At 68.5% G+C, this 25,669-nt stretch carries 25 protein-coding genes; 17 read left to right on the plus strand and 8 right to left on the minus strand.

Annotation, left to right across the window (positions count from 1 at the left end):
• Window positions 1-65 precede the first annotated feature (65 nt).
• Window positions 66-785: a hypothetical protein gene (locus ACYVH8_RS11950; protein WP_460489032.1), complete on the plus strand. Its 720-nt coding sequence runs from the start codon at window positions 66-68 to the stop codon at window positions 783-785.
• On the opposite strand, the gene ppc is transcribed toward ACYVH8_RS11950, so the two are convergent.
• On the minus strand, window positions 782-3,652 hold the full coding sequence (ppc, locus tag ACYVH8_RS11955) for a phosphoenolpyruvate carboxylase (protein WP_460489033.1): 2,871 nt from the start codon (window positions 3,650-3,652) through the stop codon (window positions 782-784). The genes ACYVH8_RS11950 and ppc overlap by 4 nt on opposite strands.
• A 124-nt stretch (window positions 3,653-3,776) precedes the next feature.
• Between ppc and hemC the strand changes: the two genes are divergently transcribed.
• From hemC to ACYVH8_RS11995, 8 genes are all read left to right on the plus strand, one after another.
• Entirely contained in the window at window positions 3,777-4,706 is a 930-nt protein-coding gene (gene hemC / locus ACYVH8_RS11960; protein ID WP_460489034.1) for a hydroxymethylbilane synthase, read from the plus strand.
• 5 nt (window positions 4,707-4,711) lie between these two features.
• Window positions 4,712-5,482, plus strand: a complete 771-nt coding sequence (locus tag ACYVH8_RS11965; protein ID WP_460489035.1) for a uroporphyrinogen-III synthase — start codon at window positions 4,712-4,714, stop codon at window positions 5,480-5,482.
• On the plus strand, window positions 5,479-6,582 hold the full coding sequence (locus ACYVH8_RS11970) for a uroporphyrinogen-III C-methyltransferase (protein WP_460489036.1): 1,104 nt from the start codon (window positions 5,479-5,481) through the stop codon (window positions 6,580-6,582). Before ACYVH8_RS11965 ends, ACYVH8_RS11970 begins: the two co-directional genes overlap by 4 nt.
• A gap of 18 nt (window positions 6,583-6,600) precedes the next feature.
• Window positions 6,601-7,884 (plus strand): heme biosynthesis HemY N-terminal domain-containing protein, encoded by a 1,284-nt coding sequence (locus ACYVH8_RS11975; protein ID WP_460489037.1) that lies wholly within the window; start codon window positions 6,601-6,603, stop codon window positions 7,882-7,884.
• A 72-nt stretch (window positions 7,885-7,956) separates the two neighbouring features.
• On the plus strand, window positions 7,957-9,024 hold the full coding sequence (locus ACYVH8_RS11980) for a GGDEF domain-containing protein (protein WP_460489038.1): 1,068 nt from the start codon (window positions 7,957-7,959) through the stop codon (window positions 9,022-9,024).
• 185 nt (window positions 9,025-9,209) lie between these two features.
• Window positions 9,210-10,199, plus strand: coding sequence for a ribosome biogenesis GTPase YlqF (ylqF, locus tag ACYVH8_RS11985; protein WP_460489039.1), 990 nt, complete (start codon window positions 9,210-9,212; stop codon window positions 10,197-10,199).
• Window positions 10,196-11,107, plus strand: a complete 912-nt coding sequence (locus tag ACYVH8_RS11990; protein WP_460489040.1) for a DHH family phosphoesterase — start codon at window positions 10,196-10,198, stop codon at window positions 11,105-11,107. The genes ylqF and ACYVH8_RS11990 overlap by 4 nt, the downstream gene beginning before the upstream one ends.
• Window positions 11,108-11,176: 69 nt before the next feature.
• Window positions 11,177-11,383, plus strand: a complete 207-nt coding sequence (locus tag ACYVH8_RS11995; protein WP_460489041.1) for a putative motility protein — start codon at window positions 11,177-11,179, stop codon at window positions 11,381-11,383.
• A gap of 20 nt (window positions 11,384-11,403) precedes the next feature.
• Here the strand turns inward: ACYVH8_RS11995 and ACYVH8_RS12000 are convergent, their stop codons facing one another.
• Together ACYVH8_RS12000 and ACYVH8_RS12005 are read right to left on the minus strand one after the other, a co-directional pair.
• Window positions 11,404-11,697 (minus strand): 2Fe-2S iron-sulfur cluster-binding protein, encoded by a 294-nt coding sequence (locus tag ACYVH8_RS12000; RefSeq protein WP_460489042.1) that lies wholly within the window; start codon window positions 11,695-11,697, stop codon window positions 11,404-11,406.
• A 76-nt stretch (window positions 11,698-11,773) separates the two neighbouring features.
• Window positions 11,774-12,667, minus strand: a complete 894-nt coding sequence (locus tag ACYVH8_RS12005) for a LysR family transcriptional regulator (RefSeq protein ID WP_460489043.1) — start codon at window positions 12,665-12,667, stop codon at window positions 11,774-11,776.
• A 315-nt stretch (window positions 12,668-12,982) separates the two neighbouring features.
• Between ACYVH8_RS12005 and ACYVH8_RS12010 the strand changes: the two genes are divergently transcribed.
• From ACYVH8_RS12010 to ACYVH8_RS12035, 6 genes are all read left to right on the plus strand, one after another.
• Window positions 12,983-13,870: an amidohydrolase family protein gene (locus tag ACYVH8_RS12010; protein WP_460489044.1), complete on the plus strand. Its 888-nt coding sequence runs from the start codon at window positions 12,983-12,985 to the stop codon at window positions 13,868-13,870.
• Between the two features lie 4 nt (window positions 13,871-13,874).
• Complete coding sequence (locus tag ACYVH8_RS12015; protein ID WP_460489045.1) at window positions 13,875-14,696, plus strand: SDR family NAD(P)-dependent oxidoreductase; 822 nt, start codon at window positions 13,875-13,877, stop codon at window positions 14,694-14,696.
• Window positions 14,697-14,731: 35 nt separating this feature from the next.
• On the plus strand, window positions 14,732-15,715 hold the full coding sequence (locus ACYVH8_RS12020) for a Bug family tripartite tricarboxylate transporter substrate binding protein (RefSeq protein WP_460489046.1): 984 nt from the start codon (window positions 14,732-14,734) through the stop codon (window positions 15,713-15,715).
• 13 nt (window positions 15,716-15,728) lie between these two features.
• The gene (locus ACYVH8_RS12025; protein ID WP_460489047.1) at window positions 15,729-16,247 is read left to right on the plus strand and encodes a carboxymuconolactone decarboxylase family protein; all 519 of its coding nucleotides are present in this window, start codon (window positions 15,729-15,731) and stop codon (window positions 16,245-16,247) included.
• A 2-nt stretch (window positions 16,248-16,249) separates the two neighbouring features.
• A complete protein-coding gene (locus tag ACYVH8_RS12030) occupies window positions 16,250-16,846 on the plus strand; it encodes a hypothetical protein (protein WP_460489048.1) in 597 nt (198 codons plus the stop codon).
• Window positions 16,847-17,016: 170 nt separating this feature from the next.
• Window positions 17,017-18,579 (plus strand): alkaline phosphatase D family protein, encoded by a 1,563-nt coding sequence (locus ACYVH8_RS12035; RefSeq protein ID WP_460489049.1) that lies wholly within the window; start codon window positions 17,017-17,019, stop codon window positions 18,577-18,579.
• A gap of 24 nt (window positions 18,580-18,603) precedes the next feature.
• Here the strand turns inward: ACYVH8_RS12035 and ACYVH8_RS12040 are convergent, their stop codons facing one another.
• Genes ACYVH8_RS12040 through ACYVH8_RS12050 form a run of 3 tightly spaced genes read right to left on the minus strand, consistent with a single transcriptional unit; the run spans window position 18,604 to window position 22,121 of the window.
• Complete coding sequence (locus ACYVH8_RS12040; RefSeq protein WP_460489050.1) at window positions 18,604-19,773, minus strand: DUF1501 domain-containing protein; 1,170 nt, start codon at window positions 19,771-19,773, stop codon at window positions 18,604-18,606.
• Window positions 19,774-19,788: 15 nt separating this feature from the next.
• A complete protein-coding gene (locus ACYVH8_RS12045; RefSeq protein WP_460489051.1) occupies window positions 19,789-21,402 on the minus strand; it encodes a DUF1800 domain-containing protein in 1,614 nt (537 codons plus the stop codon).
• 26 nt (window positions 21,403-21,428) lie between these two features.
• Window positions 21,429-22,121, minus strand: a complete 693-nt coding sequence (locus ACYVH8_RS12050) for a glycine zipper 2TM domain-containing protein (RefSeq protein WP_460489052.1) — start codon at window positions 22,119-22,121, stop codon at window positions 21,429-21,431.
• 148 nt (window positions 22,122-22,269) lie between these two features.
• Between ACYVH8_RS12050 and ACYVH8_RS12055 the strand changes: the two genes are divergently transcribed.
• Complete coding sequence (locus ACYVH8_RS12055; protein ID WP_460489053.1) at window positions 22,270-23,088, plus strand: DUF4886 domain-containing protein; 819 nt, start codon at window positions 22,270-22,272, stop codon at window positions 23,086-23,088.
• Between the two features lie 116 nt (window positions 23,089-23,204).
• Here ACYVH8_RS12055 and ACYVH8_RS12060 read toward each other — a convergent pair whose 3' ends face one another.
• Window positions 23,205-24,275, minus strand: a complete 1,071-nt coding sequence (locus tag ACYVH8_RS12060) for a ketopantoate reductase family protein (protein WP_460489054.1) — start codon at window positions 24,273-24,275, stop codon at window positions 23,205-23,207.
• Between the two features lie 87 nt (window positions 24,276-24,362).
• A complete protein-coding gene (locus tag ACYVH8_RS12065) occupies window positions 24,363-24,503 on the minus strand; it encodes a hypothetical protein (RefSeq protein WP_460489055.1) in 141 nt (46 codons plus the stop codon).
• Between the two features lie 153 nt (window positions 24,504-24,656).
• Here ACYVH8_RS12065 and ACYVH8_RS12070 point away from each other — a divergent pair, with 153 nt between their 5' ends.
• Window positions 24,657-25,526, plus strand: coding sequence for a DUF3014 domain-containing protein (locus ACYVH8_RS12070; RefSeq protein WP_460489056.1), 870 nt, complete (start codon window positions 24,657-24,659; stop codon window positions 25,524-25,526).
• Window positions 25,527-25,669 lie beyond the last annotated feature (143 nt).

Here is a 25,669-nt window from a genome sequence, read left to right on the forward strand (position 1 = left end):
GCCAATGTACTTTTTGTCTCGCGCGATGAATGTGCGGTAGCCCACAGAGGGTTAAAGTGGATTCCATGCGACATGTCCTTGCATCCTATTACTGGCGTGGTGATGCCATCCGCAGCCGGAGCGTGAGTGATGTCGTGCTGACAGGAACAGTCGATGTGCCGGCGCCCCCTACAAGGCTGGTGGCCGATTGGAACAGGGAGATAGCGTTGCGCCTGGACCTGGAGCCCGGAGACGTCGAACCATTGCCTTTGGCACGTGCGCGAGCCCGCTGGCCCGACTACCGCCACTGTGTGCAGGCGGTGGCCGACTGGACGCGCGCGCGCGGTCTGCAGGAGGTGCTGGCCTCCTCTGACGTCGCCCTGATGGTCTGCCGCGGCGCGAAGTACCACCATGACGGCGAACGTTATGGCGGTGCGGCTTTTTGCAATCTCTTTCTGAGCGAGGACAGGGGTCTGGACCTGCATTTCCCGGCGACCGGTCTTCGAATTCCTCTGGTCAGGGGGACGGTCGTGCTATTCGATACGGGCCAGCCTCACGCCGTCATCAAGCGCCACAGCAGCGGCTTTGATGTGGCCGACTTCCCGCCCGACCAGGAGTGCACCCAGGTCTTCCTGAGCTGGGAGCTTCCTATCGAGAATGTCCATGTCGGACGTGAACTCCGGATCGCCTTCGACATCGACCCCTCAAGCGCGTTGCTGCTGGAGGATGAGCAGGTCTGGCTGAACAGCGCACGGGCCCGTGTGTGCCCGTCTACGGGTCGCTGGTGCCCGGCTGATGCCGCTTAGCCCGTGTTGCGCAGGCCCGCCGCGATGCCGTTGATCGAGATGTGGATGCCGCGCCGCACGCGCTCATCCGCCTGACCCGCGCGGTAACGGCGCATCAGCTCGATCTGCAGATGGTGCAGCGGGTCGATGTAGGGGAAACGGTGGCGGATGGAGCGTTGCAGCGCGGCGTTGCCGGCCAGGCGCTGTTTCTCGCCGGTCAGCAGCGTGAGGGCGTTGACCGTGCGCTGCCACTCGGCCTCGATCTGGGTGAACACCTTCTTGCGCAGCTTGCCATCGCCCACCAGCTCGGCATAACGTGAGCCCAGGGCCAGGTCGCTCTTGGCCAGCACCATGTCCATGTTGGAGAGCAGGGTCTTGAAGAAGGGCCACTGGCGGGCCATCTTCTGCAGCAGGGCCAGGCGCTCCTTGTTGTCCTTGGCGCTGCCGGCGTTCAGGAACTGCTCCACCGCCGTGCCGAAGCCGTACCAGCCCGGCAGGGTGAGGCGGCACTGGCCCCAGCTGAAGCCCCAGGGGATGGCGCGCAGGTCCTCGATCTTCTGCGTGGCCTTGCGTGAGGCGGGACGCGAACCGATATTGAGTTCGGCGATCTCGCGGATGGGGGTGGCGCCGAAGAAGTACTCGGCAAACCCCGGGGTCTCGTAGACCAGGGCGCGGTAGCTGGCCATGCTGCCTTCGGACAGCGCTGCGGCGGCCTTCAGATAGGCGGGGGCGGCCGGCTTGGTGGGCTGCAGCAGGGTGGCCTCCAGCGTGGCGGCCACCAGGGTTTCCAGGTTGCGCCGGCCGATTTCGGGGTTGGCGTATTTGGAGGCGATCACCTCGCCCTGCTCGGTCAGGCGGATCTGGCCGCGCACCGTCCCCGGGGGCTGGGCCAGGATGGCCTGGTAGCTCGGGCCGCCGCCGCGCCCCACGGTGCCGCCGCGGCCGTGGAACAGGCGCAGTTGTACACCGTGCAATTGATCGAACAATTCAACGAGGGCGATCTCGGCGCGGTAGAGTTCCCAGTTGCTGGTGAAGATGCCGCCGTCCTTGTTGCTGTCGGAATAGCCCAGCATGATGTCCTGCTCGCCGCCGCTGCGCCGGATCAGGGCGGCGATGCCGGGCAGGGCGTAGTAGTCGCGCATGATGGGCGCGGCCTGGCGCAGGTCTTCGATGGTCTCGAACAGGGGCACGACGATCAGGTCGCTCACGCAGCCGGGCTCGTCCCGGACGCCGCCGGGCCGCCCCAAGGCGTGAGCGCCCCCCTGGGGGGCGGCGTCAGCGTGGGGGTCGTCCAATGTGCCGCGCATCAAGCCCACTTCCTTCTGCAGCAGCAGCACTTCCAGCAGGTCGCTCACCGTCTCGGTGTGGCTGATGATGTAGTGGCGGATGGCCTCATGGCCGTAGCGCTGACGCATCTGGCGCGCGGTCTCGAACACGGCGAGCTCGCTTTGCGTGCGCGCGCTGTAGTCCACACCGACCACACGCAGCGGCCGGGCGTCGCCCAGCAGGCGCAGCAGCAGGGCGCGCTTGGCCATTTCGTCGAGTTTCGAATACTGCGACTCGACACGGGCCGTGGCCAGCAGTTCGGCGATGACTTCCTCGTGCTTGTCCGAGCTCTGGCGCAGATCCAGCGTGGCCAGATGGAAACCGAAGACCTCCACCGCGCGGATCAGGGGGCGCAGGCGCTGCTGCGCCAGGGCCTGGCCGTGGTGGGCGTTGAGCGAGGCGTCGATGGTCTGCAGATCGGCCAGGAAGTCGGCGGCGCTGGCATAGGGGTTCTGCGGTGCCACGGCGTGGCGGGCGGCCTCGGTGCCGGTGAGCGCCTGCAGGGTGGCGGCCAGGCGCGCGTACATGCCGGTCAGCGCGCGGCGGTAGGGTTCGTCCTTACGGTGTTCGCTGGTGTCGGGCGAGCTGTCGGCCAGCCGGCGCATCTCGGGGCTGCAGCCCACCAGCAGGTCGGAGACGGACAGCTCAGCACCCATCAGGTGCACTTCGGTCAGGTAGTGGCGCAGGGCCACCTCGGCCTGGCGGCCCAGGGCCATGACCATGGTGTGCGCGCCCACATTGGGGTTGCCGTCGCGGTCGCCGCCGATCCAGTGACCCATGCGCAGGAAGCTGTGCACATGGGCCTGGCCCAGCTCGTGCTCCAGGTTGGCGTAGATGGCCGGGATCTCGCGCAGGAAGGTGGGTTCGTAATAACTGAGCGCGTTGTCGATCTCGTCTTCCACCTGGAGCTTGCTGCTGCGCACCAGGCGGGTCTGCCACAGCTGCAGCACGCGCGCGCGCAGCAGGGCCTCGTTGCTGGCGAGTTCGCGCGGGGTCAGCATGTCCTTGCGCGGGTCCACGCCGACGGCGCGGGTTTTGATCTCGTCGCGCTGGGTCAGCAGGCGCGCGATGTCGCGCTCGGCGTCCAGGATGCTCTTGCGCTGCACCTCGGTGGGGTGGGCGGTGAGCACGGGCGAGAGGTAGCTGTGCGCCAGGGTGTTGGCGATCATCTTGGGGCTGATGCCGGCCCAGCGCAGGCGCGAGAGCGCCACGTCGATGCTGCCTTCCTGCTCGTTGCCGGCACGCTCGTGCACGGCGCGGCGGCGGATGTGGTGGCGGTCCTCGGCCAGATTGGCCAGGTGGCTGAAGTAGGTGAAGGCGCGGATCACGCTGACCGTCTGGTCGTCGCTCAGGCCCTTGAGCAGTTTCTTGAGGGTCTTGTCGGCCTCGGTGTCGGCGTCGCGGCGGAAGGCCACCGAGAGCTTGCGGATCTGTTCGATCAGCTCATAGGCGGGCGTACCGGCCTGTTCGCGGATCACATCGCCGAGGATGCGGCCGAGCAGGCGGATGTCTTCAACCAGGGGGCGTTCGTTGTCTCTGGAGCGGGCGACGGTGGCGGGCATGGCGATGTGCGGTGTAGTGGTAAAACTAAAGCTGGGCGATGCCATGCTAGCATCGCCGGCCCACTGATGAATCCGTATTCCACGACTGATGAATCCGTGCTTTCGAACGACAACTGACAGCCAAATGAAACTGACCATCGCCACCCGTGAGAGCCGCCTGGCCCTGTGGCAGGCCGAACACGTGAAGGCCCTGCTGGAACAGCGGGGCCACAGCGTCACGCTGCTGGGCATGACCACCAAGGGCGACCAGATCCTGGACCGCTCGCTGAGCAAGGTCGGCGGCAAGGGCCTCTTCGTCAAGGAACTCGAAGTCGCACTGGAAGAGGGCCGCGCCGACCTGGCCGTGCATTCGCTCAAGGACGTGCCCATGGAGCTGCCCGAGGGTTTCGTGCTGGCCTGTGTGATGGAGCGCGAAGACCCGCGTGACGCCTTTGTCTCCCCCAAATACGCCAACCTCGCCGCGCTGCCCCGGGGCGCCGTGGTGGGCACCTCAAGCCTGCGCCGTGTGGCCCTGCTGCGTGCAGCCCGCCCTGACCTGAAGATCGAGCCCTTGCGCGGCAACCTCGACACGCGCCTGCGCAAGCTGGACGAAGGCCAGTACGACGCCATCGTGCTGGCCGCGGCCGGCCTCAAGCGCCTGGGCCTGGAAAACCGCATCCGCTCGGTCTTCGCGCCGTCCGAGATGCTGCCCGCCGCCGGCCAGGGCGCGCTGGGCATCGAGATCCGCAGCGACCGCGCCGATGTGCAGGAGGCGCTGGGGCCGCTGACGCACCCGGGCACCTGGTTGCGCGTGGCGGCCGAGCGCGCCGTGAGCCGGGCCCTGGGTGGCAGCTGCTCCATGCCCTTGGCGGCCTATGCCACGCTGGCGGGCTCAAGCCTGAGCATCCAGGCCGCCTGGGGCGACCCCGAGGGGCGCGTGTCTCTGGTGAGTGCCGATGCGTCAGCCCCGGCGACCGATCTGGCCGCGGCCGAAGTGCTGGGCACCCAGGTGGCGGCCCGGCTCAGGGATGGCGTGCTGCGGGCCGGCGGGTCGCTGGACACAGAGAAGCACTGAGCACCATGCGCGTCATCGTCACCCGCCCCCGGCGCGAAGCGCAGGACTGGGTGCAGGCGCTGCGGCAGGCCGGGCACGACGCACAGGCCCTGCCCCTGATAGAGATCGCCCCGGCACCCGATATGGCGGCGGTTCAGCAGGCCTGGCGGCAACTTGACACGTGTCTGGGCCTGATGTTCGTCAGCGCCAATGCCGTGGACGGTTTTTTTGCGGCCCGGCCGGCCGATGCGCACCTTTGTGTACAGGCCTGGGCCACCGGCCCCGGCACGGTCCAGGCGCTTTTGCGTGCCGGCCTGCCCGCGTCCCTCATCACCGCGCCGCCGGCCGATGCGCCGCAGTTCGATTCCGAGGCCTTGTGGGCCTTGGTGGCCCAGCGCATCGTTCCCGGCAGCCGTGTACTGATCGTGCGCGGGGCCGATGCGGCTGAGAGCAGCCCACAGGGCGCCGGGCGCGACTGGTTCGCGCGCCAGGTGGGCGCGGCCGGTGGCCAGGTGGACTTCGTCGCCAGTTACCAGCGCCAACGTCCGCAGCTCGATGCCGTGCAGTTACGACGGGCGCGGGCGGCGGCCGGTGACGGCTCGGTCTGGCTGTTCAGCAGCAGCGAGGCCGTGTCGAACCTGCAGGCCAGCCTGCCGCAGCAGGACTGGCGCGCTGCGCGCGCCGTGGCCACGCATGCGCGCATCGCCCAGGCCGCACGCGCGGCCGGTTTTGCCCTGGTGCGCGAGTCACGCCCGGCCCTGGCCGACGTCCGGGCCTCGATAGAATCGATGCAATGACGACACCCGAGCCCCTGGAACCCCAAGCCACCGGCAGCACGGAGCCTGCAGGCCCCGTGGTGTCTGCGCCATCTGCTGCGGTCGAAGCTGCGCCGGCGACCCCGGTATCGCGTCCCCTGGTGCTGGCCCTGGGCGCTGCGGCCCTGCTGGCCCTCCTGCTCAGTGTCCTGCTGTGGGATCGCCTGTCGACCCTGCAGGACCAGTTGGCCCGCCAGACCGCCGATGCCGGGGCCAACGCGGCCGAGGCCCGCACGCTGGCGCGCCAGACCCAGGAGCAGGAGCGCGAGCTGGCGGCCCGCCAGGCCGTGCTGGAAGCGCGCCTGGGTGAAGTGGCGCTGCAGCGCAGCCAGCTTGACGAGCTGATGCAGAGCCTGACGCGTTCGCGCGACGAGAACCTGGTGGTGGACATCGAATCGGCCCTGCGCCTGGCGCAGCAGCAGGCCCAGCTGACCGGCAGCGTGGAACCCCTGCTGGCGGCGCTGCGCACCGCCGAACAACGCGTGCAGCGCGTGCCGCAGGCCCGGCTGGCGCCCGTGCAGCGCGCGCTGGCGCGCGACATGGCGCGCATCAAGGCGACGCCCCACATCGATACGCCGACGCTGCTGGCCCGGTTCGATGAGCTGGTGCGTCTGGTCGACGAATTGCCGCTGGCCAATGCGGTGGGCCTGGCCCCTGCGCCGTCGGCTGCGGTCGACGAACCGCCTGCCCCGTCGCGCACGACCGTGGCGGGTCTGCAGGCCTGGTGGCAACGCAGCCTGCAAGCGGTGCTGGACGAAATGCGGAGTCTGGTGCGCGTGCGTCGCATCGACCACCCCGAAGCCGCGCTGCTCACGCCCGCGCAGTCCTTCTTTGTGCGCGAGAACCTCAAGCTGCTCCTGCTCAACGCCCGCCTGGGCCTGCTGGCGCGCCAGCCCGAAGCGGCCCGGGCCGACCTGCTCAAGGCGGCTGCGGCCCTGGAGAAATATTTCGACGCCAACTCGCGTCGCCTGCGCGCGGCCGCGGCCCTGTTGCAGCAGACCCGCGAGCAGATGAAGTCGCTTGAATTGCCGCGGGTGGACGACACGCTGGCGGCGCTGGCCACGGCCGCTGCCGGGCGCTGAAGGCAGCAGGCGGACCCCATGCGCAATCTGCTCTGGTTTCTGGCCCTTTTCGCCATGGCGGCGGCGGTGGCGCTGTTCGCCGGCAACAACCAGGGCACGGTCACGCTGTTCTGGCCGCCTTACCGCGTCGATCTTTCGCTCAATCTGGTGCTGCTGCTCCTGCTGGCGGCTTTCCTGCTGTTCTATGCGGCCTTGCGCGGCATGTCCCTGCTGCTGGCCCTGCCGGGCGAGGCGCGGCGCTGGCGTATCCGCCATCAGGAACGTGTGCTGCAGCAGGGCCTGCTGGACGCGCTGTCGCATCTGACGGCGGGGCGCTACATCCGCGCCCGCAAGGCGGCCGAGAACGTGGTGAGCCAGACGGCATCGTTGTCGCGCGCCGAGCAGGCCCTGCCGCACAGCACGCGGCTCATGGCCCTGTTGCATCTGCTGGCCGCCGAGTGCGCCCACGCCTTGCAGGATCGCGCGGGCCGTGACGAACACGTGCGCCAGGCCCTGGCCCTGACCCAGGGCAAGCGTCGCGACGAACAGGAAGTGCGCGAAGGCGTGCAGCTGCGCGTGGCCCGCTGGGCCTTTGATGACCGCGACGTGCAGGCCGCCCTGCAGCGCCTGGACGAGCTGCCCCAGGGCGTGGCGCGCCGCACCCTGGCGCTGCGCCTGCGCCTCAAAGTCACGCGCCTGGCGGGCCAGTCCCGGCTGGCGCTGGAGACGGCGCGCCTGCTGGGCAAACACCGCGCCTTCTCCGAATCGGCCAGCCGCAGCATCGTGCGCGGGCTGGTCACCGAATGGCTGCGCACCAGCCACGATCCGGCCCAACTGCACAAGGCCTGGACCCAGCTGGACGAGAGCGAGCGCCGCATGCCCGAAGTGGCCCTGCAGGCCGGCGAGCGCATGCTGGCCCTGGGTGGGGACTTTGCGCTGGTGCAGCAGTGGCTGCTGCCGGTGTGGGAGCAACTGGTGCGTCCCGGCTCGGTACTGCCGCAGGAACTGCGCCTGCGCCTGGTGCTGGTGCTGGAGCGGGGTTTTCACCAGACCCCGGGCCAGCCCGATGGTGTGTGGCTGGCGCGCATCGAGGCGGCCCAGATGGGCAATCCTCGCGAAGCCCTGCTGCAGTACCTGGCCGGCGTGGCCTGCATGCACCTGAGTTTGTGGGGCAAGGCCCAGCAGCTCCTGCGCCAGTCCCTCACGCAACTGGCCGACGAGGCGCTGCGCCGGCGGGCCTGGGCGGCCCTGGCCCGCCTGGCCGAACAGCGTGAAGACGGCGCAGCGGCGTTGGAAGCCTGGCGCCAGGCTGCCCGGGGCTGATTTCCTTCCCCGTCTGCTCCCGGGAAACCGGGGGTGACGTCTGGGGCTTTCCCGGCTATAGTGGACCGCACCATGGCGACCCTCACCGAACACCTGATCAAGCTGACCGATCACCGTGATCGTGATCTGCTGGAGTTGACGCTGGCCAAGGCCCTGATCGACCTGGCGCCGATCCAGCGCGTGGTGATCTCCCGTGTCAGTGTCGAGGACAACGAGAAGCGCTGGCTGGACCTGGTCTCGCTGGATGCGCGTGGGGGCGGCAAGGTGGTGGATCCGCTGCGCATCGATTTCCAGAGCCTGCCCAGGCTGGAGGAGTCCTATGACCGGCTGCGCAGCCTGAACGGGCGCCAGGTCATCGAAGTGGCCTGGGCCGGACCCGAGGGCCCGCGCATCTACTATCTGCCGCTGTTTGCCGATTCACGCGCCGATGCCGAGCAGGGCGTGATCGAGGTCCACACCGCCGGTATCCTGGAGCCCGCGGACCGGCAGACCATCGAGCAGCTGCACCACATCTACCGCAATATGTACACCTTGCTGGCCTACAGCGACCGTGATGCGCTGACCGGCCTGCTCAACCGCAAGTCCCTGGACGACACTTTCTACAGCGCCGTGCTCGAGGAGATGGACGGCATCCTGGAGGACGCCAAGAACGAACCGGCCCCTGGCAAGGAGCGCCGCCACCGCGTGCCGCCCAATTACTGGCTGGGCACCATCGCCATCGACAACTTCCACCTGCTCAACGACAAGCACGGCCACCTGATCATGGAAGAGGTCACCCTGCTGGTGGCGCGCATCATGAACAGCACCTTCCGCACGCACGACCGGCTCTACCGTTTCGGTGGCGAGCAATTCGCCGTGCTTTTCCATTGCCCCGAGGAGGCCCTGGCCCTGGGCGCTTATGAGCGCATGCGCGCCAATGTCGAGAAGTTCAGCTTCCCCCAGGTCGGTCGGGTCACGGTGAGCGCCGGTTTCACCCGTGTGCTGGCCGATGACTCGCCCAGCACCGCGCTGGAACGCACTGAGCAGGCCATCGACTACGCCCAGAAAAACGGCCGCAACAAGGTCTGCAGCCATCCGGACCTGGTGCGCAAGGGTTTGTTTGGGGAGGTGGCGCGGACAGGGTCGGTGGACGTGTTCTGACCGTCTCGCCGGCTCACTGCGCAAAGCCACCTCCGGGTGGCACTTCTTTTTTCGGGCGGCATCTTCTCTGTTGTGACGATGCCGGGGCGAGACCCGGCCTGCCACGAAAGCAGTTCCCTATCCAGATATCAAGCCGTCTCGGCGACAATTCCCCTGCCCCCAACACGAAAGAATACCCTCCCGTCATGGCCGTCCAGTGGTTCCCCGGTCACATGCATCTGACCAAGAAGACCATCGAGGAGCGCATCAAGCACATTGATGTGGTCATCGAGATGGTGGACGCGCGCCTGCCGGGTTCCAGCGCCAACCCCATGCTGGCCTCGCTCACCAGCCAACGCCCCAGCCTCAAGGTGCTGAACAAGCAGGACCTGGCCGACCCGACGCGCACCGCGCTCTGGCTGGCGCATTACAACGGCCGCGAGGGCACGCGGGCCATCGCCCTGGACACCACCGACGGCAACGCCGCCAGGCGACTGATCGCACCCTGCCGTGAACTGGCGCCCACACGTGGCGCGAGCATGGCGCGCCCGCTGCGCGTGATGATCTGCGGCATCCCCAATGTGGGCAAGTCCACGCTGATCAACCGTCTGGTGGGCAAGGGCGCGGCCAAGGTGGCCGACGAGGCCGGCGTCACGCGCAACGAGCAGCGCATCGTGCTCGAAGACGGTTTCTATCTGTTCGACACACCGGGCATGCTGTGGCCGCGCATCATCGTCGCGCAAAGCGGCTACAACCTGGCCGCCAGCGGCGCCGTGGGTCGCAACGCCTTCGATGACCAGGAGGTGGCGCTCGAATTGCTGGACTATCTCAAGCCGCACTACGCTGCCGAGCTGGCCGCACGTTACCAGCTCAAAGAAATCGATGCATTGCAGAGCGAGGAATTGCTCGAAGCCATCGGCCGCAACCGCGGCGCGCTGCAGGCCGGCAACCAGGTGAACCTGCAGAAGGCCGCCGAGCTGCTGATCCACGACTTCCGATCCGGCGCCTTGGGCCGCATCTCGCTGGAGACGCCGCAGGAATATGCGCGCTGGCTGGCCGAGGGCAGGCAGCTGGACGCCGAGCGCCAGCTGCGCAAGGAGGAACTCCAGAGCGCCGGCCATATCCGCAGCAAGCCCGTCGCGAAAAAATCCGCGCCACCCCAGGCTGCCCCCCGTTCCAGGAAACCCGCCCGATGAAAACCCTGCTGCCCCAGCAACTGCTGGTCCATCCCGACCGCCACGATCCCTCGCCGCTCATCCTCTACCACGCGCGCTGCGCCGACGGCTTCGGCGCCGCGCTGGCAGCCTGGCTGTATTACGAAGGCCGCGCCGAGTTCCGCCCCTGCGACCATGGCGACGTGAAGACCGTGGACGAGCTGCCGGCGCTGGACGGCCGCGCGGTCTACATCCTGGACTTCTCCTTCGCGCCCGAGATCATGTCGGCCATCGAACAACGCGCTGCCAAGCTCGTCATGCTGGACCACCACAAGAGCGCGGCCGAGAAGCTCACGGGTTTTGCCTGCCGTTGCGGTGTGGTGCACTTCGACATGAGCAAGTCCGGCGCGCGCCTGGCCTGGGAGTTCTTCCAGTCCGACCGCGTTTTGCCGGCCCTGGTGCGCTACATCGAAGACCGCGATATCTGGGCCTGGCAATACCCCGAGAGCGCGGGTTTCCTGGCCGCGCTCGACATGGAGGCCATGGACTTCGAGCGCTGGGCGCAGATCGCCTCCTGGTCCGACGATGAGTTGGCGACCTTCATGCTGCGTGGCCAAGCCATGGACGAGAAGTTCAGCAAGCTCTGCGAGGACATCGCGGCCGGCGCCGAGACCGTCACTTTCAACGGCCAGGCCGGTCTGATGGTCAACGCGCCGGGCATGTTCCACAGCCTGGTCGGCGAGTTGCTGAGCAAGAAAAGCGGTACCTACGCCTTGATGTGGAGCGCCAGCAAGGGCGGCCTCATCAAGGTGGGCCTGCGCTCACAGCGCAGCTTCGACTGCATCCCCCTGGCCGAAAGCATGGGCGGCGGTGGCCACGCCCAGGCCTGCGGTTTCCGCATGGGCGCGGAGCGCCTGCCCGAGTTGCTGCGCGGCACCCTCAACGCCTGATCGTCGGTTCCTGGCTCAAGTTGTCGACCGGCCTGCCGATAAAGGGTGTGGAACCACCCGGTATCGACCATGGACGGCATCAGCAACCAGATCATCGCCATCGCCAGCCAGATGCCCTCGGCGCGGCTGGCGCAGAGCGTGCAGATCTACGTGCTGCACCAGGCCATGGACATGCAGCAGGCCAGCGTGCAGACCCTGCTGCAACCCACCGCCATCGGCAACCAGCCCCTGGCCACCTCGGGCAGCCTGGGCACCCGCTTCAATGCCCTGGCTTGAAGCCGGCTCAGCCCGGCGTTTCAGTAGCCCTCTTTGAGCGTCACATCCGAACAGGGGTGGGCCACGCAGGGCAGGACATAACCCTCTTCCTTCTCCTCGGACGCCAGACCCGGCCACTCGATTTCGTAGCGCACCGTGCCGCTCACCAACTGGGTCATGCAGGTGCGGCAGGTGCCGTTGCGGCAGGAGCTGGGCCAGTCGATCCCGCCCTGCTCCATGGAGATCAGCAGGGGCCGGTCGGTCCAGGCGTCGAACTGCTGGTCGAAGGGCCCGGTGCGGCCGATGTAGAAGGGCGGGGTGTCGTTCGGATTCATGGTGTGTCTGGAATCTGTCTTCATTCTATTGATGTTTTCTTCAGGCATGACACCTTGCCGGCTGAGCGCTGCCGCCTCAGGCCGCGGTGTCGAAATGCTCGGTCACCAGTTCGCGCAAGGCCTTGCTGACAAAACGGCTCAGCCGCGTGGCCGGCCTCGCGGTGGGCACGGCCAGCACCAGCAGGTTGCGCATGGCCGGGGTGTGGATGGCCGCCACGTTCAGCTTTTGCGGGTAGGTCCAGGCCCGGATGGCGCCTTGCGGCAGCACGGTGTCGCCCACGCCGCGCGCCACCAGCGAGAGCACGGTCTGAACGGAATCGACCTCGGCCACCAGCTGCAGCGGCAGGCCGCGCGGCCGGGTGTGCTGCTCCAGCAGCTGGCGCAGGGCATTGGGTCCGCTGGGCATGACCAGGGGGCGCTGGGCCACATCGGCCAGACGCATGCGCTTGGGCAGGGCCTGCACGCTGATCAGCACCAGGGGCTCGCGCAGCAGGGTCTCCTGCTGGAATTGCGGAGAGGCCGGCGGGTCGAACATCAAGGCCACGTCGATGCGGCCCGCCACCAGCCATTCACGCAGGCGGATGCTCAGCCCTTCCACCACCGTCATCGTGGCTTCGGGGAACTGGGCGTGGAAACGTTCGACCAGGTCGGCCGTCAGCACATGGGCCAGGCGCGGCGGCAGGCCCACGGTCAGGCGGCCGCGCGGGCTGGCCTGGCGCTCGCGCATGTCTACGCGGGCGCGTTCGGCCAGGTCGAAGATGCCGCGCGCATGGGCCAGCAGGGCCGTACCGGACTCGGTGGCCTGCACGCCGCGACCGGTGCGCTCGAACAGGCGCTGCCCCAGCTCCTCCTCCAGCAGCAGCACCTGCCGGCTCAGTGCCGGCTGCGACATGTGCAGGGCCGCCGCCGCCCGGCTGAAGCTGCCGGCCTCCGACACGGCCACGAAGTACTGCAGGCGGGTCAGGTCCATGAAACCTGAATCCGGCGGTTGGACGCGCCCGAGTGGGCTGATCTGGGGTGGGCTGGCAAGGCGCAACGACGCGGCTGGCTGGTGCCAGCAAGGAGGCGCAACGCCGCCAGCGCGCGCCAGAGCGGCGCAATCGGGTGCGTAGCGCCTTCAGCCAGGACGTGACGGGTTTTGCGGCCGAACATGCCCGTGTGCATACGACTCTCCAGTAGGAAGCAAGCGGTCAACTGCCGGTTTCAGGTTGTATGCATTCTACGGATAGCTGGTATTGATAAATAGTGGAGAAGAAAACGACCCTGCCGCACCACAATGGTTGCCATGCCCGATCTCCAGACGCCCGTCCAGACCTACCGGACGCAGCCTTCCCGTCCCACCCTGCAACTGCCCCCCGGCGCCTGCGATGCCCACGTGCACGTGTTCGGCCCGGCTGAGCGTTTCCCCTATGCACCCGGCCGCAACTTCACGCCGGTGGATGCGCCCAAGGAAACGCTGTTCGCCCTGCACGATCAGCTCGGCATCGGCCGCTGCGTGATCGTCCAGTCGGCCGTGCACGGTTTCGACAACCGCGTGGTCGGAGACGCGATCCAGGCCGGGCAGGGGCGTTACCTGGGTGTGGCGCTGGTGCCGGCCCATGTGGCCGACGCTGAGCTGCGTCGCCTGGCCGCCGTGGGTTTTCGCGGCGTGCGCTTCAACTTCATGACACACCTGGCCGCCGCGGCCAGCGTGGACGAGGTCGTGGCGCTGACACCGCGGCTCAAAGCCGCCGGCCTGCACCTGCAGGTGCATTTCGAGAGCGGCCTGGTGCACCGCCTCGGGCCGGTGCTGGCGCGCAGCGCCGTTCCTGTGGTGATTGACCACATGGGCCGGGTCGACGCCACCCTCGGTGCGGAACATGCCGATTTTCTGGCCCTGCATGCCCTGCTCGCGAACCCGCTGTTCCATGTGAAGCTCAGCGGCATCGACCGCATCGATTCGAAGCCGCTTGCCGCACCCGCTTATGCGCAGGGCGTGGTCCTGGCCCGCCTGCTCATGGAGAGTTACCCCGAGCGTTGCCTCTGGGGCACGGACTGGCCGCACCCCAACCATACCCACATGCCCGATGACGGGGCGCTGGTGAACGCGCTGGTCCGCATCGCGCCCGACCCTGCGCAGCGCGAGCTGCTGCTGGTGCGCAATCCACAGGCCTTCTACCGCTTCGAGCACTGAACGCATGACGAGCACTTCCACTCCCCATCCTGGCCGCCTCGCCGGCAAGGTCGCCTTTGTCACCGGCGCGGGCTCGGTCGGCCCCGGCTGGGGCAACGGGCGGGCCATCGCCGTGCGTTTCGCCGAGGAGGGGGCCCGCATCTTCGGTCTGGACCGCGACCTCGATCGCATGGCCGAGACCGAGCGCCTGGTCAGCGCCGCCGGCGGGCGCTTCGTCGGCGTCAGCTGCGACGTCACCCGCGGTGAGGCCATCGCCGACGCCGTGGCCCGTTGCATGAGCGCGTTCGGCCGCATCGACGTGCTGGTCAACAATGTGGGCGGCTCGGCCAAGGGCGGCCCGGTGGAGATGAGCGTGGAGGTCTGGGATGCACAGATCGACCACAACCTCAAGAGCGTGTTCCTGACGTGCAAGCACGTCATCCCGCACATGCTGGAACAGGGCAGCGGCGCCATCGTCAACATCTCCTCCACCTCGGGACTGCGCTGGACCGGCGCCGCGCAGATCGCCTACGCGGCCACCAAGGCCGGCGTCATCCAGTTCTCGCGCGTGCTGGCCGTGCAGTACGCCAAGCAGGGCCTGCGCGTGAACACGGTGGTGCCGGGGCAGCTGCACACGCCCATGGTCGAGGTGCGGCTGGCCGGCCAGCGCGCGGGGGGCGATGTCGAGGCCCTGCTCCAGCAGCGCCAGTCGCGCATCCCGCTGCCCTTCATGGGCGACGGGCGTGACACCGCCAATGCCGCGCTTTTCCTGGCCTGCGACGAATCGCGTTTTGTCACGGGCACCGAGATCGTTGTCGACGGCGGCATGTCCGTGCGCTGCGACTGAAGAGCATCACATTCCATAAAAGCGAGGAGATCCACATGAAGCTGCACCACCCCATCCGCCGTGCCTGCACGCTCGGCCTGGCCTGTCTGTCCCTGCTGCTGGCCACGGCTGCACTGGCCCAGCAAGCCAAAATCACCCGCATCATCGTGGCCTTCCCGCCAGGTGGCCCGGTGGATTTTGTCGCGCGCACCCTGGCCGAGCAGCTGGGCAAGGAGCTGGGTCACCAGGTCATCATCGAGAACAAGGCCGGCGCCAACGGCGCCATCGCGGCCGAATACGTCGCGCGCTCGGCCCCGGACGGCCAGACCCTGTGGCTGACCAGCGTGGGGGCGGTGGCCATCAACCCCGCGCTGTACGACAAACTCTCCTATGACCCGCAGCGTGACCTGACGCCCGTGTCCGGGGTGGTCAACAACGTCGAAGTCCTGGTGGTGGGGGCCGGCGCGCCCTACAACACCGGCGCCGAATTCGTCGCGGCCAGTCGCCAGAACCCGGGCAAGCCCCTGACCATGGCCTCTTCGGGCACGGGCAGCGTGCCGCACCTGGCCATGGAACTGCTCAACGACGCCGCCAGGATCAACCTCATGCACATCCCCTACAAGGGCGCCGCGCCGGCCATCACCGATGTGATCGCCGGCCACGTCAACGGCTTCTTCGGTGACATTCCCGGTCTCATCTCGCACATCAAGTCGGGCCGCCTCAAGGCCATCGGCCTGGCCGCGACCAGACGCCATCCCTTGCTGCCCGAGGTCAAGACCTTCGAGGAGATGGGTGTGCCCGGCGTGGACTCCGACAACTGGTACGCCCTGTTCGCCGCCAAGGGCACACCGGCGGCCGAGATCGACCGCGTCAATCAGGCGGTGCGCCGCACCCTGGGCAACGAGGCCGTGAAAGCCAGGCTGCAGGCCTCGGGCGCCGAGGTGGCTGCATCCACGCCGGCCCAGCTCGCGGCCCTGCTCAAGAACGACACGGCCAAGTGGACCCGTGTGGTCAAGGCCAAGAACATCCAACCCGACTGAAATTCACTCCCCCATGCGCATCGCTCCCGTCACCCCCGGCACACGTCCCGAACTGGCCGCCCAGGAGGCGCAGATCCAGGCCGAACGCGGTCGCATCTCGCCGCTGTACCAGGTGCTGCTCAACAGCCCGCCCATCGCCCAGGGCTGGGAGCAGATGCTTTCGGCCGTGCGCAACCGCAACAGCCTGCCCGCGGGCCTGCGCGAGCTCGTCATCCTGCGCGTGGCCGTACTCAACCGCGCGCCCTACGAGTTCGACGCCCATGTGCCGCACGCGCTGAAGGCGGGTGTGGCGCAGGCGCTCATCGACGGGTTGCGCGCCGTGCCGCTTTCGGCCGGGTTGCCCCTGTCGCCGGCCGAAAGTGTGGCCTTGCGCCTGACCGATGCCATGACACGCGACATCGAGGTGCCCGAGGCGCTGTATGCCGAGGTGCGCGAACACTTCAATGCCCAGGGCCAGATCGATCTGGTGGCCACGGTGGCGGCCTACAACATGGTGTCGCGTTTCCTGGTGGCGCTGCGGATCGGGCACTGAATATGCAAGCGCCGACCGATAGCCTGCTGCTGCAGTTCACGCTCGAGCTCGCGTCCACGGAGCGCCTGGCCGCGGCCGCCGCCCAGCTGTGCGCCGACAGCGGCTTGCGGCTGCAACGCCTGGCCTGTGCGCAGGACGGGCAGGCCTATCTCTATGCGCGTCTGCCGGCGCGCACCCAGCTCGACGGGGATGCCCTGCCGCCGCTGGACGCCGCGCTGGGCCGGCGCATACCGGCGGCGCGTGACATCCGCGTCTCGCGCCTGCAGCAGGTCTACGCCGCCCCGGGCCATGCCCAGGGCGAGGCCCCGGTTTTCCATTACGTGGTCGAGACGGACCCGGAAGCCGGCTGGCAGCCCGAGCTGGAGCGCTGGTACGACACCGAGCACATGCCCGGCCTGGCCGCCGTGCCGGGCTGCATCCTGGCCCAGCGTTATTACAACCACGACCAGGGACCGTACTCGCTGGCCTGTTATGACCTGGTGGCCGAACAGGTGCTGGGCTCGCCGCCCTGGCTGGCCGTGCGCGGCACGCCCTGGAGCGACATCGTGCGGCCGCATTTCACCAACACCAGACGCACCATGTTCCGCGCCCTGGCTTGACGCGCTCGTTCGCAGCACGCGCGACGCAGTCAGCGCGGGTTTACAGTCCGGGCCGCTCCCATGAGGTGATGGGCAAAGATTGTGCGGTATGGCGACATCTCCCACGTTCAGGGGATGACGGCGCAGGCCCGAGCGGCTAAAGTCGCGCGATCTCGAACCAGGGAGGCGCTATGAAACGACTCGGTCCCGTCCTGCAATTTCTCGACTGCGCACAGGGCCAGTGGCGCGTCAGCGCGCTCTGGGTGCAGGACAGCGCCGACGCGGCGCCCGTGCTCACGGCCGGCGGCCGCCCGGTGCAGGTCACGCAGGCCCCGGTGCCCGGCCAGGCCTGCACGGCCTGGCGTTTCGAATTCGCCGTGGCGCAGGGTGCGGCCGCGCAGGACGTGGGCTACAGCATCGGGGGTGAGGTCCACGCCTTCTGCGTGCCCGCACGCGATACCCTGCCGGCCCTGGGCTACGCCTCGTGCAACGGTTTTTCCGATCCGCGTGCCATGAAATCGGTCAAGGCGCCCTATGCCCAGTGGGCGCGCCTGGCTCGCCTGCACAGGGGACAGGAGCGCGTGGAGGGCCAGACACACGGGCCCCTGCACCTGCTGCTGCTGGGCGGTGACCAGGTTTACAGCGACGCCATGTGGGTCATGGTGCCCGAGCTCAAGGCCTGGAGCGCGCTGCCCTGGGACAAACGCCTCAAGGCCGCGTTCACGGCCGGTCTGCGCCGCAAGGTGGAGGAATTCTTCGGCAAGCTCTATCTGGAACGCTGGTCCCAGCCCGAGGTGGCCGCCGCCCTGGCCAGCCTGCCCACGGTGATGATGTGGGACGACCACGACATCATGGACGGCTGGGGCTCCTACCCGGTCGAGCAGCACCAGTGCGCCGTCTACCAGGGCATCTTCGAGGTGGCGCGCGCCGCCTTTGCGCTGTTCCAGCGCCAGGCCATCGGCGCGCTGCCGCCGGCCACCCTGCCGGGCCAGGACCAGCACAACAGTGCCTGCCGCATCGGCGCGCTGGGCCTGCTGGTGCTGGACATGCGCAGCGAGCGCTGCCCGCGCGCCACACGCACGCAGGATGGCGTTGAATTGCTGCAGGCCGAGCAGGTGCTCAGCCCCCGGAGCTGGGCCGCGGTCTACCAGTGGCTGGCCGAGCAGGAGGCTGCCGGCGGTCTCAGGCACCTCTTTGTCATGAGCAGCGTGCCCGTGGTGCACCCGGGCCTGGAGCTGATCGAGAAGCTGCTGGGCGCCTTGCCCGGCCAGCAGGAGATGGAGGACGACCTGCGCGACCACTGGGACAGCCCGCCGCACAGGGCCGAGCGCCTGCGCCTCATCCACCGGCTGCTGCAGCTCAGCGCCCGGGGTGTGCGTGTCACCCTCCTCTCGGGCGACGTGCACGTCGCGGCGCTGGGTGTCATCGAATCCGCGCGCGAAGACGGCGGTGAGGGCAACGCGCGCATCATCAACCAGCTCACCAGCAGCGCCATCGTGCACCCGCCCTCGTCGGCGATGGAGGTCTTTGTGCTGGAGCACGTGGCGCGGCATGTGGAGCAGATCGACCGTGGCATCAGCACCCGCATGCTGGAGTTCCCCGCCACCAGCCACTGCGTGATGGCCCGCCGCAACTTTCTTACCCTGCAGCCGGATGCGCCCGATGGCGCCGGTCGTTACTGGGCCAACTGGTGGGTCGAGGGGGAGCCCCATCCCTATACCAAGGTGATCCATCCCGCCGGCGCGCCCGCCTGAGGCGCGGGCGGCACACACCGGGCCTCAGACCCGGTAGCTCTGGCGCGGCCGGCCCGGAAAGACGGCATCCAGTGCGGCTGCATCCAGCCCGCAGGGTTCGCGCATGGCGCTGGCCAGCAGGTCGCGCCAGTCGGCCCGCACCGGCAGGTCGCGGTTCTCGTTCAGTGCACCGTCGGCCAGTCCGTCGAAGCCGCCGAGCAAACCGGCGCCCGTCAGTGCGCCACCGGCCAGCAGGCACAGGCCACCGTGGCCGTGGTCGGTGCCGCGCGTGCCGTTCTCACGGACGGTGCGGCCGAATTCGCTGAGCACGGCCACCCGCGTGCGTTGCCACTCCTCGGCGCCCAGGGTGCTCCTGAGCGTGAGCAGGCCTTCGCCCAGCGCCGGCAGCAGGCGTGTCAGCGCCGCTTCCTCGTTGGCATGCGTGTCCACGCCACCGATGTCCATGAAAGCCAGGCTCATGCGCCGGTTGCCGCGCAGGATCTGCCCCATGGTCTTCATCATCGATGACAGTCCGTTGCCGCCGGGCGCGCCGCGTGAGGCGCGCGGCTCCATGCCCGTGGCCATTTCGATCTCGGCCTGCGTGGCCAGGGCCTGCTCCATCGCCTCGCCGGTGGCCTGTCCCCGGTGCGAGGCGCGGATGGCATCGAGCAGGCGCCCCTGCGGCAGGTTCAAGCCGCTGCCCGAAAGCGGGGCCACGGCCGGTGGGATCTCTCCGCCGCGAAAGGCCAGCGGGATCTCGCGCGTGAAGCTGATCGCGCCGCTGCCGGCGCCGAGCTGCGCGGCCGCCCGAGCCATGAAGCCGGTGCGCCCGTGGATGGCGCCCGAACCGATCTCGAACAGATCCTGCGCCTGGAAATGGCTGCGGCTGGTGTCCAGCGTGCCGGCGCAGGGCGCGAAGCTGAGTTCACCCGCGGCGTACAGCGCGGCCAGGTCCGCGGCCCCCGGGTGCGCGGTAAAACCCGTCTGGCCCAGGGCTTTGCCCTCGGCCAGCAGCGCGCGCGACAGCGTGGGGCGCAGTTCGGCCAGCCGCGTTTCCTGCGGGGCGAAGGCAAACAGCCCGTCGAAGCCACCGCGCAGGAAGATCAGCAGGAAGCGTCCGGGCGCAACGGTGCGGCCTTCGGCGGCCCAGGCGCGCAGGGGCAGGGCGAGGGTGGCGGGCAGCGCTTGCAGCAGGCGGCGACGTTGCAGTGACATGGGCACGTCCTCTTTCTAGCGGCGCATGAAGGCGGGGGAGGCCAGGCGCAGCGCCACGCGCTCCGTCGCGCCCAGGGCGGCGCCCTGCTGGCGCAGTGTTTCGGAAGGCGGACCGAGCAGTTGTGTCAGCGCCTGCCCGTCGGTGCTGCAGGCCGTGCCCTTGAGCAGGTCCTGCGGGCGATCGGGCCGCGCCTGGAATTCGTCGCCTTGGGCGCCATCGGCCAGCGGCATGCGACCCGCCGCAGCGCCGATGGCCAGGCGCGTGCGCTTGGCCATGGCCGCCGGCGAGAGCCAGTCCGATTCCTGCGTGCCGTAGCCGTCGGGTGTGGTGTGCATCAGCGGCGCCTGGCCCATGTCCATCGCGCTGGCGGCCAGCAGCAGCGGGTTGTTCAGCGGCCGGTCGCCGCACACGGCATGGGCCGCCGAGAGCAGGTAGTCCAGCGGTTCCTTGAACTTGGCAGGCTGCGCCAGCGAGGCGCCGAAAGCCGGGGACTCCAGCAGGGCCAGCAGCGTGGCCGAGATGCGGCCGCCGCTGCGCAGCCAGGCCGCGCTCATGGCCTCGACCACGGCCGCCGGCGGCTCGTCGGCCAGGAAACGCCGGGCCAGCTTGGCGCTGATGCGCCGCGCGGTGGCCGGGTGGCGCGCCATCAGCTGCAGCGCACGATCGATCTCGGTCAGCCCCGCCGTGCCACCGGGGAAATGCTCGCCGAGGAAGGTCTTCTCGCCGAAGTCGTGGCGGCGCGGATCGAACAGGAACAGGCCCTTGCGCACGGCGCCCGCGCGCTCCAGATTGCGCTCCTGCATGCCGGCCGTGTACACGCCGGCGCCGGTGATGATGCGGGCCAGGGCCTGCACGTCGGACTGGGTGTAGCCCGCGTCCACGCCCAGGGTGTGCAGCTCCAGCAGCTCACGCGCCAGGTTTTCGTTGATGCCCCGTTGCCGTCCGCGCCCCGTCGCCGAGGTGGCCGCGCGGGAATCGGGCGCCGTGGATTGCGCGTTGTCCAGGTAGACCTGCATGGCCGGGTGCAGAAAGCTGGCGCGCAGCAGCGCTTCAAAGGAATCCTCACGCAGCGCGCGGTCCAGGGCGGCGACGTAGTCCCAGGCCAACAGCTTGACCGGGCCCTTGGGCGCGTAGATGGAGAAGTGGTTGAGCCAGAACGAGAGCAAGACCTCGCGCCCCGGGTTGTCGCTGTTGGCCATGGTCAGCAGGCGGGCCTGCACCGTGGCCGCGGCGTACCGGTTCATCTCGCGCTGCACCTCTTCCTTCGGTGCTTCGTCCATGCCCTTGCGTTCGCTGCCGCCCGGACCCAGGCGCTGCCACAGGGGTTCCAGGGCCTGTTGCACGGGCATGCGTGCGATGCGCTCGCTCACTTCCCGCGGCAGCACCGACACGTCCTGGAGGGCGCGTTGCAGGTAACGGCGTGCTGTCATCCCCGTGGTCTGGCGCAGGCTGGACGGGGTGGCGCCGTAGCCCAGGCGCTCGAGCAGGGCACGCGCGCCGGCTTCGTCCAGCGGCGCATCGACCGACCAGTCGCCGGCCAGCGCGGGCGTGAGGGCCATGGCCGCAGAGAGGATCAGGCCGCCGATCAGGGCGGGGCGGATCCATGCACGAGCGGGTGGCAAGGGCATGTGCGTCCAGTGTCCTGCCAGGAAGATCAACGCCGGCCGATGTTGCCGGGGTTGTGGCCGCCACCATGGCCGTGGTCGTGGTACCGGTAGCCACCGCCATAGCCGAAGCGCAACTGCACACCGGCGGGCGGGTAGTAGTAATAGGGGTAGGGATAGGGATAGGGCCGCACGTAGTAGACCGGGGGCGACATCACCACCACGGGTGGCGCGTAGACCGGCGCCGTCACGATGGGCCGGGGCGGCGGCGCACCCGGTTCGCCCAGATCCTCGGGCGCCACCCGCAACGCGATGGTCTGGCCCGGGTCGTAGGGCAGCCGCACCTTGTAGCGCTTGTCGGCGTATTCGTACTCCACATCGTAGGCCACGGTGCGGTTCTCGTAGAAGGTCTGCGTGCTGCAGCGCTGCACCTCGTGCAGTTCGGCAGGCGGGTTGTCCTCGATGCGGTCGCCGATCACCGCGCCGCTGATGGCGCCCAGCACCGTGGCCGCACCCGATCCCTGGCCGGCCGCGTTGCCGACGATGCCGCCGGCGACCGCGCCGATGGCCGCCCCCGCGCCGCGCTTGGGCGGCTGCACCGCCACCTGTTCAGTCGTGCAGACCTGGCGCGGCACAGCCACTTTCTGCACCACGGGGGTGGAGGAGATCACCAGCCCCTCTTCCTGGGCCGCACACAGACCGGTGTACAGCAGGGTGGCGGCCAGTACGTACAGATGTTTCATGGTCATGCTCCTGACGATGCCTCCTCTAACGCGGCGGGTGGGCGAGCGGCCGACCGGCGCCGGCGTTTGGGGCCGTTTGCCTTTGTAAAGAAAATCAGGCCCTGGTAGAGTTTGCCTGCACGCATTCCACAACAAAGAGGAGCAATTCATGACACGCATGCATGCCGCCCGGCTACGGGTTTTCCTGGGGGTGGTCTTTCTGTCCCTGGCCACCCTGACGGCCAGCGCACAGACCAAGCCGCGCCTGCTCGACGCCGGCATTGCCAATCCGGCTTCGGCCATCTACATCGGCAACAGCTTTTTCTATTACAACAACAGCCTGCACGGCCATGTGGGCCGGCTCATCTCGCAGGGCATGCCGGGTTTCCGCCACCGCGCCAGCTCGGTCACCATCAGCGGTTCGGGCTTCGACTGGCACGACGTCGACGCCTACTTCCGTCCCAACGCCATCGGCGCCTACTCCTTCGGCGCCAACAACGTGGTCAGCTTCAACAAGCTGGACAAGCTGTTCGACGTGGCCATCATGATGGACTGCAGCCAGTGCCCGCTGCACCCGCAGCTCAAGACCGTCTTCAAGGACTACGCCAAGAAGCACAGCGACACCGTGCGCAAGCACGGCGCCAAGCCCGTGTTTTTCATGTCCTGGGCCTACCAGGACGCGCCCGAGATGACCGCGCAATTGGCCGAGGCCTACACGCAGGCCGGCAACGAGAACGACGTCTTCGTGATCCCCGCCGGCCTGGCCTTCGCGCGTTCCATCGCGCAAAAGCCCGATCTCAACCTCTACGTCGCTGACAAGCGCCACCCCAGCCTGGCCGGCACCTACCTGGCGGCCTGCACCGTGTACGCATCGCTGTTCAAGAAGTCACCCGTAGGCCTGGCCTACAACGCCGGTCTGCCACCCGAAGTGGCGCACCACCTGCAGACCGTGGCCTGGGAGACGGTGCAGGCCTATTACCAGCCTTGAGACGGGCCGCTCCGGCCACCGCGCGGCCCGTCTTCGGGCGCCCCGTTCGGGGGACCTCCGCCTGCCGCCGACGGGCTGGCGGCCATCTGCCCTGCCGAGAACCGGCAGGGCGGAGCTTACTTCTTTGCCGCGCGGTTACGTTCCAGCTGCGCGTCCACCAGCGTCACCACCTCGTCCACGGCGGGGTGTCGCAGGCCCTTCTGCGCCGCGACGGCCTGCACCAGACGGTCCACGCGTTCGATGTGGGGCGCGCCGGCGTACAGCGCACGCGCCGCCGAGGAGGGGCTGGCCAGCCCCTGCGCGGCCGCAGCGTATTTCTCGAAAGGCACCAGGTCCTCCTCTTTGGCGCCCAGCGACTTGCACAGCTCGCCGACCCAGTCATAGACCGCGCGCGAGGTCGCCAGGTCGCTGTGCACCGCCTCCTTGATGGGGCGCACCCCCTGCGGCGTGACGCAGCGGTAATTGCCGGCCAGCAGCATGCTCCACTTGGCCAGGGGCACGAAGACCGAGTCGTGCACCTTGAGTTTCACAGGCAGTTCCACTTTCTGCCCATCCACCTCATGACGGATGGCCTCGATGTCGGCCTGCAGGCTGCGCAACAGCGCCGTGTGCGTGTCCGAGACAAAACGCGCAGCCTTGAAGTTGGTGGGCAGGCGCACCTGCAGCACATTGACGGCTTCCTCCGGCGGGCGGAAGGCCTGCGGGTCGGGACTGCACAGTGTCATGCTGGCCGGGCCGAAGCTGTCCCACACGGTGGGGTCGGTGTAGGCGCCACGGCAGGCTTCGGTGGCCACCCCGGGCAGGCGCGCCAGATAGGGCAGGGGCGGCATGTTCATGATGGACATGCAGGGCACGCGGCTCCTGGCCACCGCGTCCAGCAGCTCACGCACACCGGGGCTGCGGTACTGCGGCTCCTGCATGGCCAGGCCCACCAGGTCGTAGTCGGCCGGTTTCACATCGGCCGGGCCGGCGGCCCTGAGCAACCCGGGGTAATGACGCGAGTCGAGCTCCACCAGGCCTTCACGCCCCTTGAGCGGCAGGCGCACCCGTATGCCTTCGCGGTTGATCAGATCCACCTCGTTGGGCAGGCACACCAGGGTGACCCGGTGGCCGGCCATCACCAGCTTGATGCCCAGCAGCGAGCCATAGGACGCGCCGAGGATCAGGATCTTGCAGGCTTGGCTCATGAAGTCTCCAGTTGGGATTGCCCTCGCGCTGTCGTCGGGGCGTACAGGCCCGGACCCGCTGCGCTGGCGGGCACCGGCTGGACGGTCTTATTTGTTCTTTTCCTTGCCGCGCGGAATGACGGCCGTGACCGGCGGCATCGGACGGTCGGAGGTCGATGTCTTGGGCGGCGAAGTGTCTTTCTTCGGTTTCTTTGCCATCTTGTTGCTGCGTTGTTCACCTTTGGCCATAAGTCCTCCATGGGTTGCGGTCCCGGAACGGCACCAGTCCCGCATGGTAAGCCAGAAAAGCGCTGTGATTACAAATGGTGACGCGCCTGATTTGGTGCCGTCCAGGGGCGGTGCTAGCATGGCCTTCCCGCAACCCTGCCTTGGTGTGCGTCCATGAACAAAAGCAGAATCGCCCTGGTCGTCCTCGTCACCGCCGCGCTGCTGGGCCTTGCCGCCTGGTTGCTCTGGCCCCAGCCTGCGCCGCCCAAGCCCGAACCCGTGAGCCAGCCCGTCAGCGGCCCGGCCGTCACGGCCACGCCCGTGCCCTCCAACGATCCGCCGCCGGTCATCCGCCATCCGGTGCAGGCCATCGAAGCCGCCGAGCCGGCCGCGCCCAAACCCCTGCCCGCCCTGGGCCAGTCCGACGCGCGCGTGCAGCAGGAGCTCAACAGCCTGGTGGGCCGCAAGAACGTGCTGACTTTCCTGCTGCTGGAGAGCTTCGTGCGCCGGGTGGTCGCCACCGTGGACAACCTGGGTCGCGAACATGCCGCGCCCAGCATGTGGCCCGTGCCCCCCACCGCCGGGCGCTTCGCCACGCTCAAGCGGGGCGAGATCGACATCATCAACCCCGACAACGGGCAGCGCTACGTGTCCCTGGTGCAGTTCATCGAATCCGTGGATGCGAAGAAGGCCGTGCAGCTCTACGCCAGGCTCTATCCGCTGTTCCAGGAGGCCTATGTGGAGCTCGGGTTTCCCAAGGCCTATTTCAACGACCGCCTGATCGCCGTCATCGACCAGCTGCTCGCCACGCCGGTGATCGAGGACCCGCTGGCCGTCGCCCTGGTGGACGTGAAAGGCCCCATCGCCTCCGAACGTCCCTGGACCCGCTACGAGTTCGCCGACGACAAGTTCCAGTCGCTGGCCGCCGGGCAGAAGATGCTGCTGCGCACCGGCCCGGTCAACCACCGCCGGCTCAGGGTGAAACTGCTGGAATACCGCAAGCTGCTGACCAAGGCCGAACTGCCGGCCACGGTTAAACCCTAGTAGACTGAATCCGTGAGATTCACTGGCACTCGTCTGCCCCTCGCTGTGCCATGCGGCGTTGCAAATGCTCGCCGGGCCTACGGGCCCGTCTGTGCTTTGCGCCTTGCCTGCCGCAGTGCTGGTCAGCCGCTTGCCGGCGATCT

This window comes from Curvibacter fontanus, from assembly GCF_054780335.1.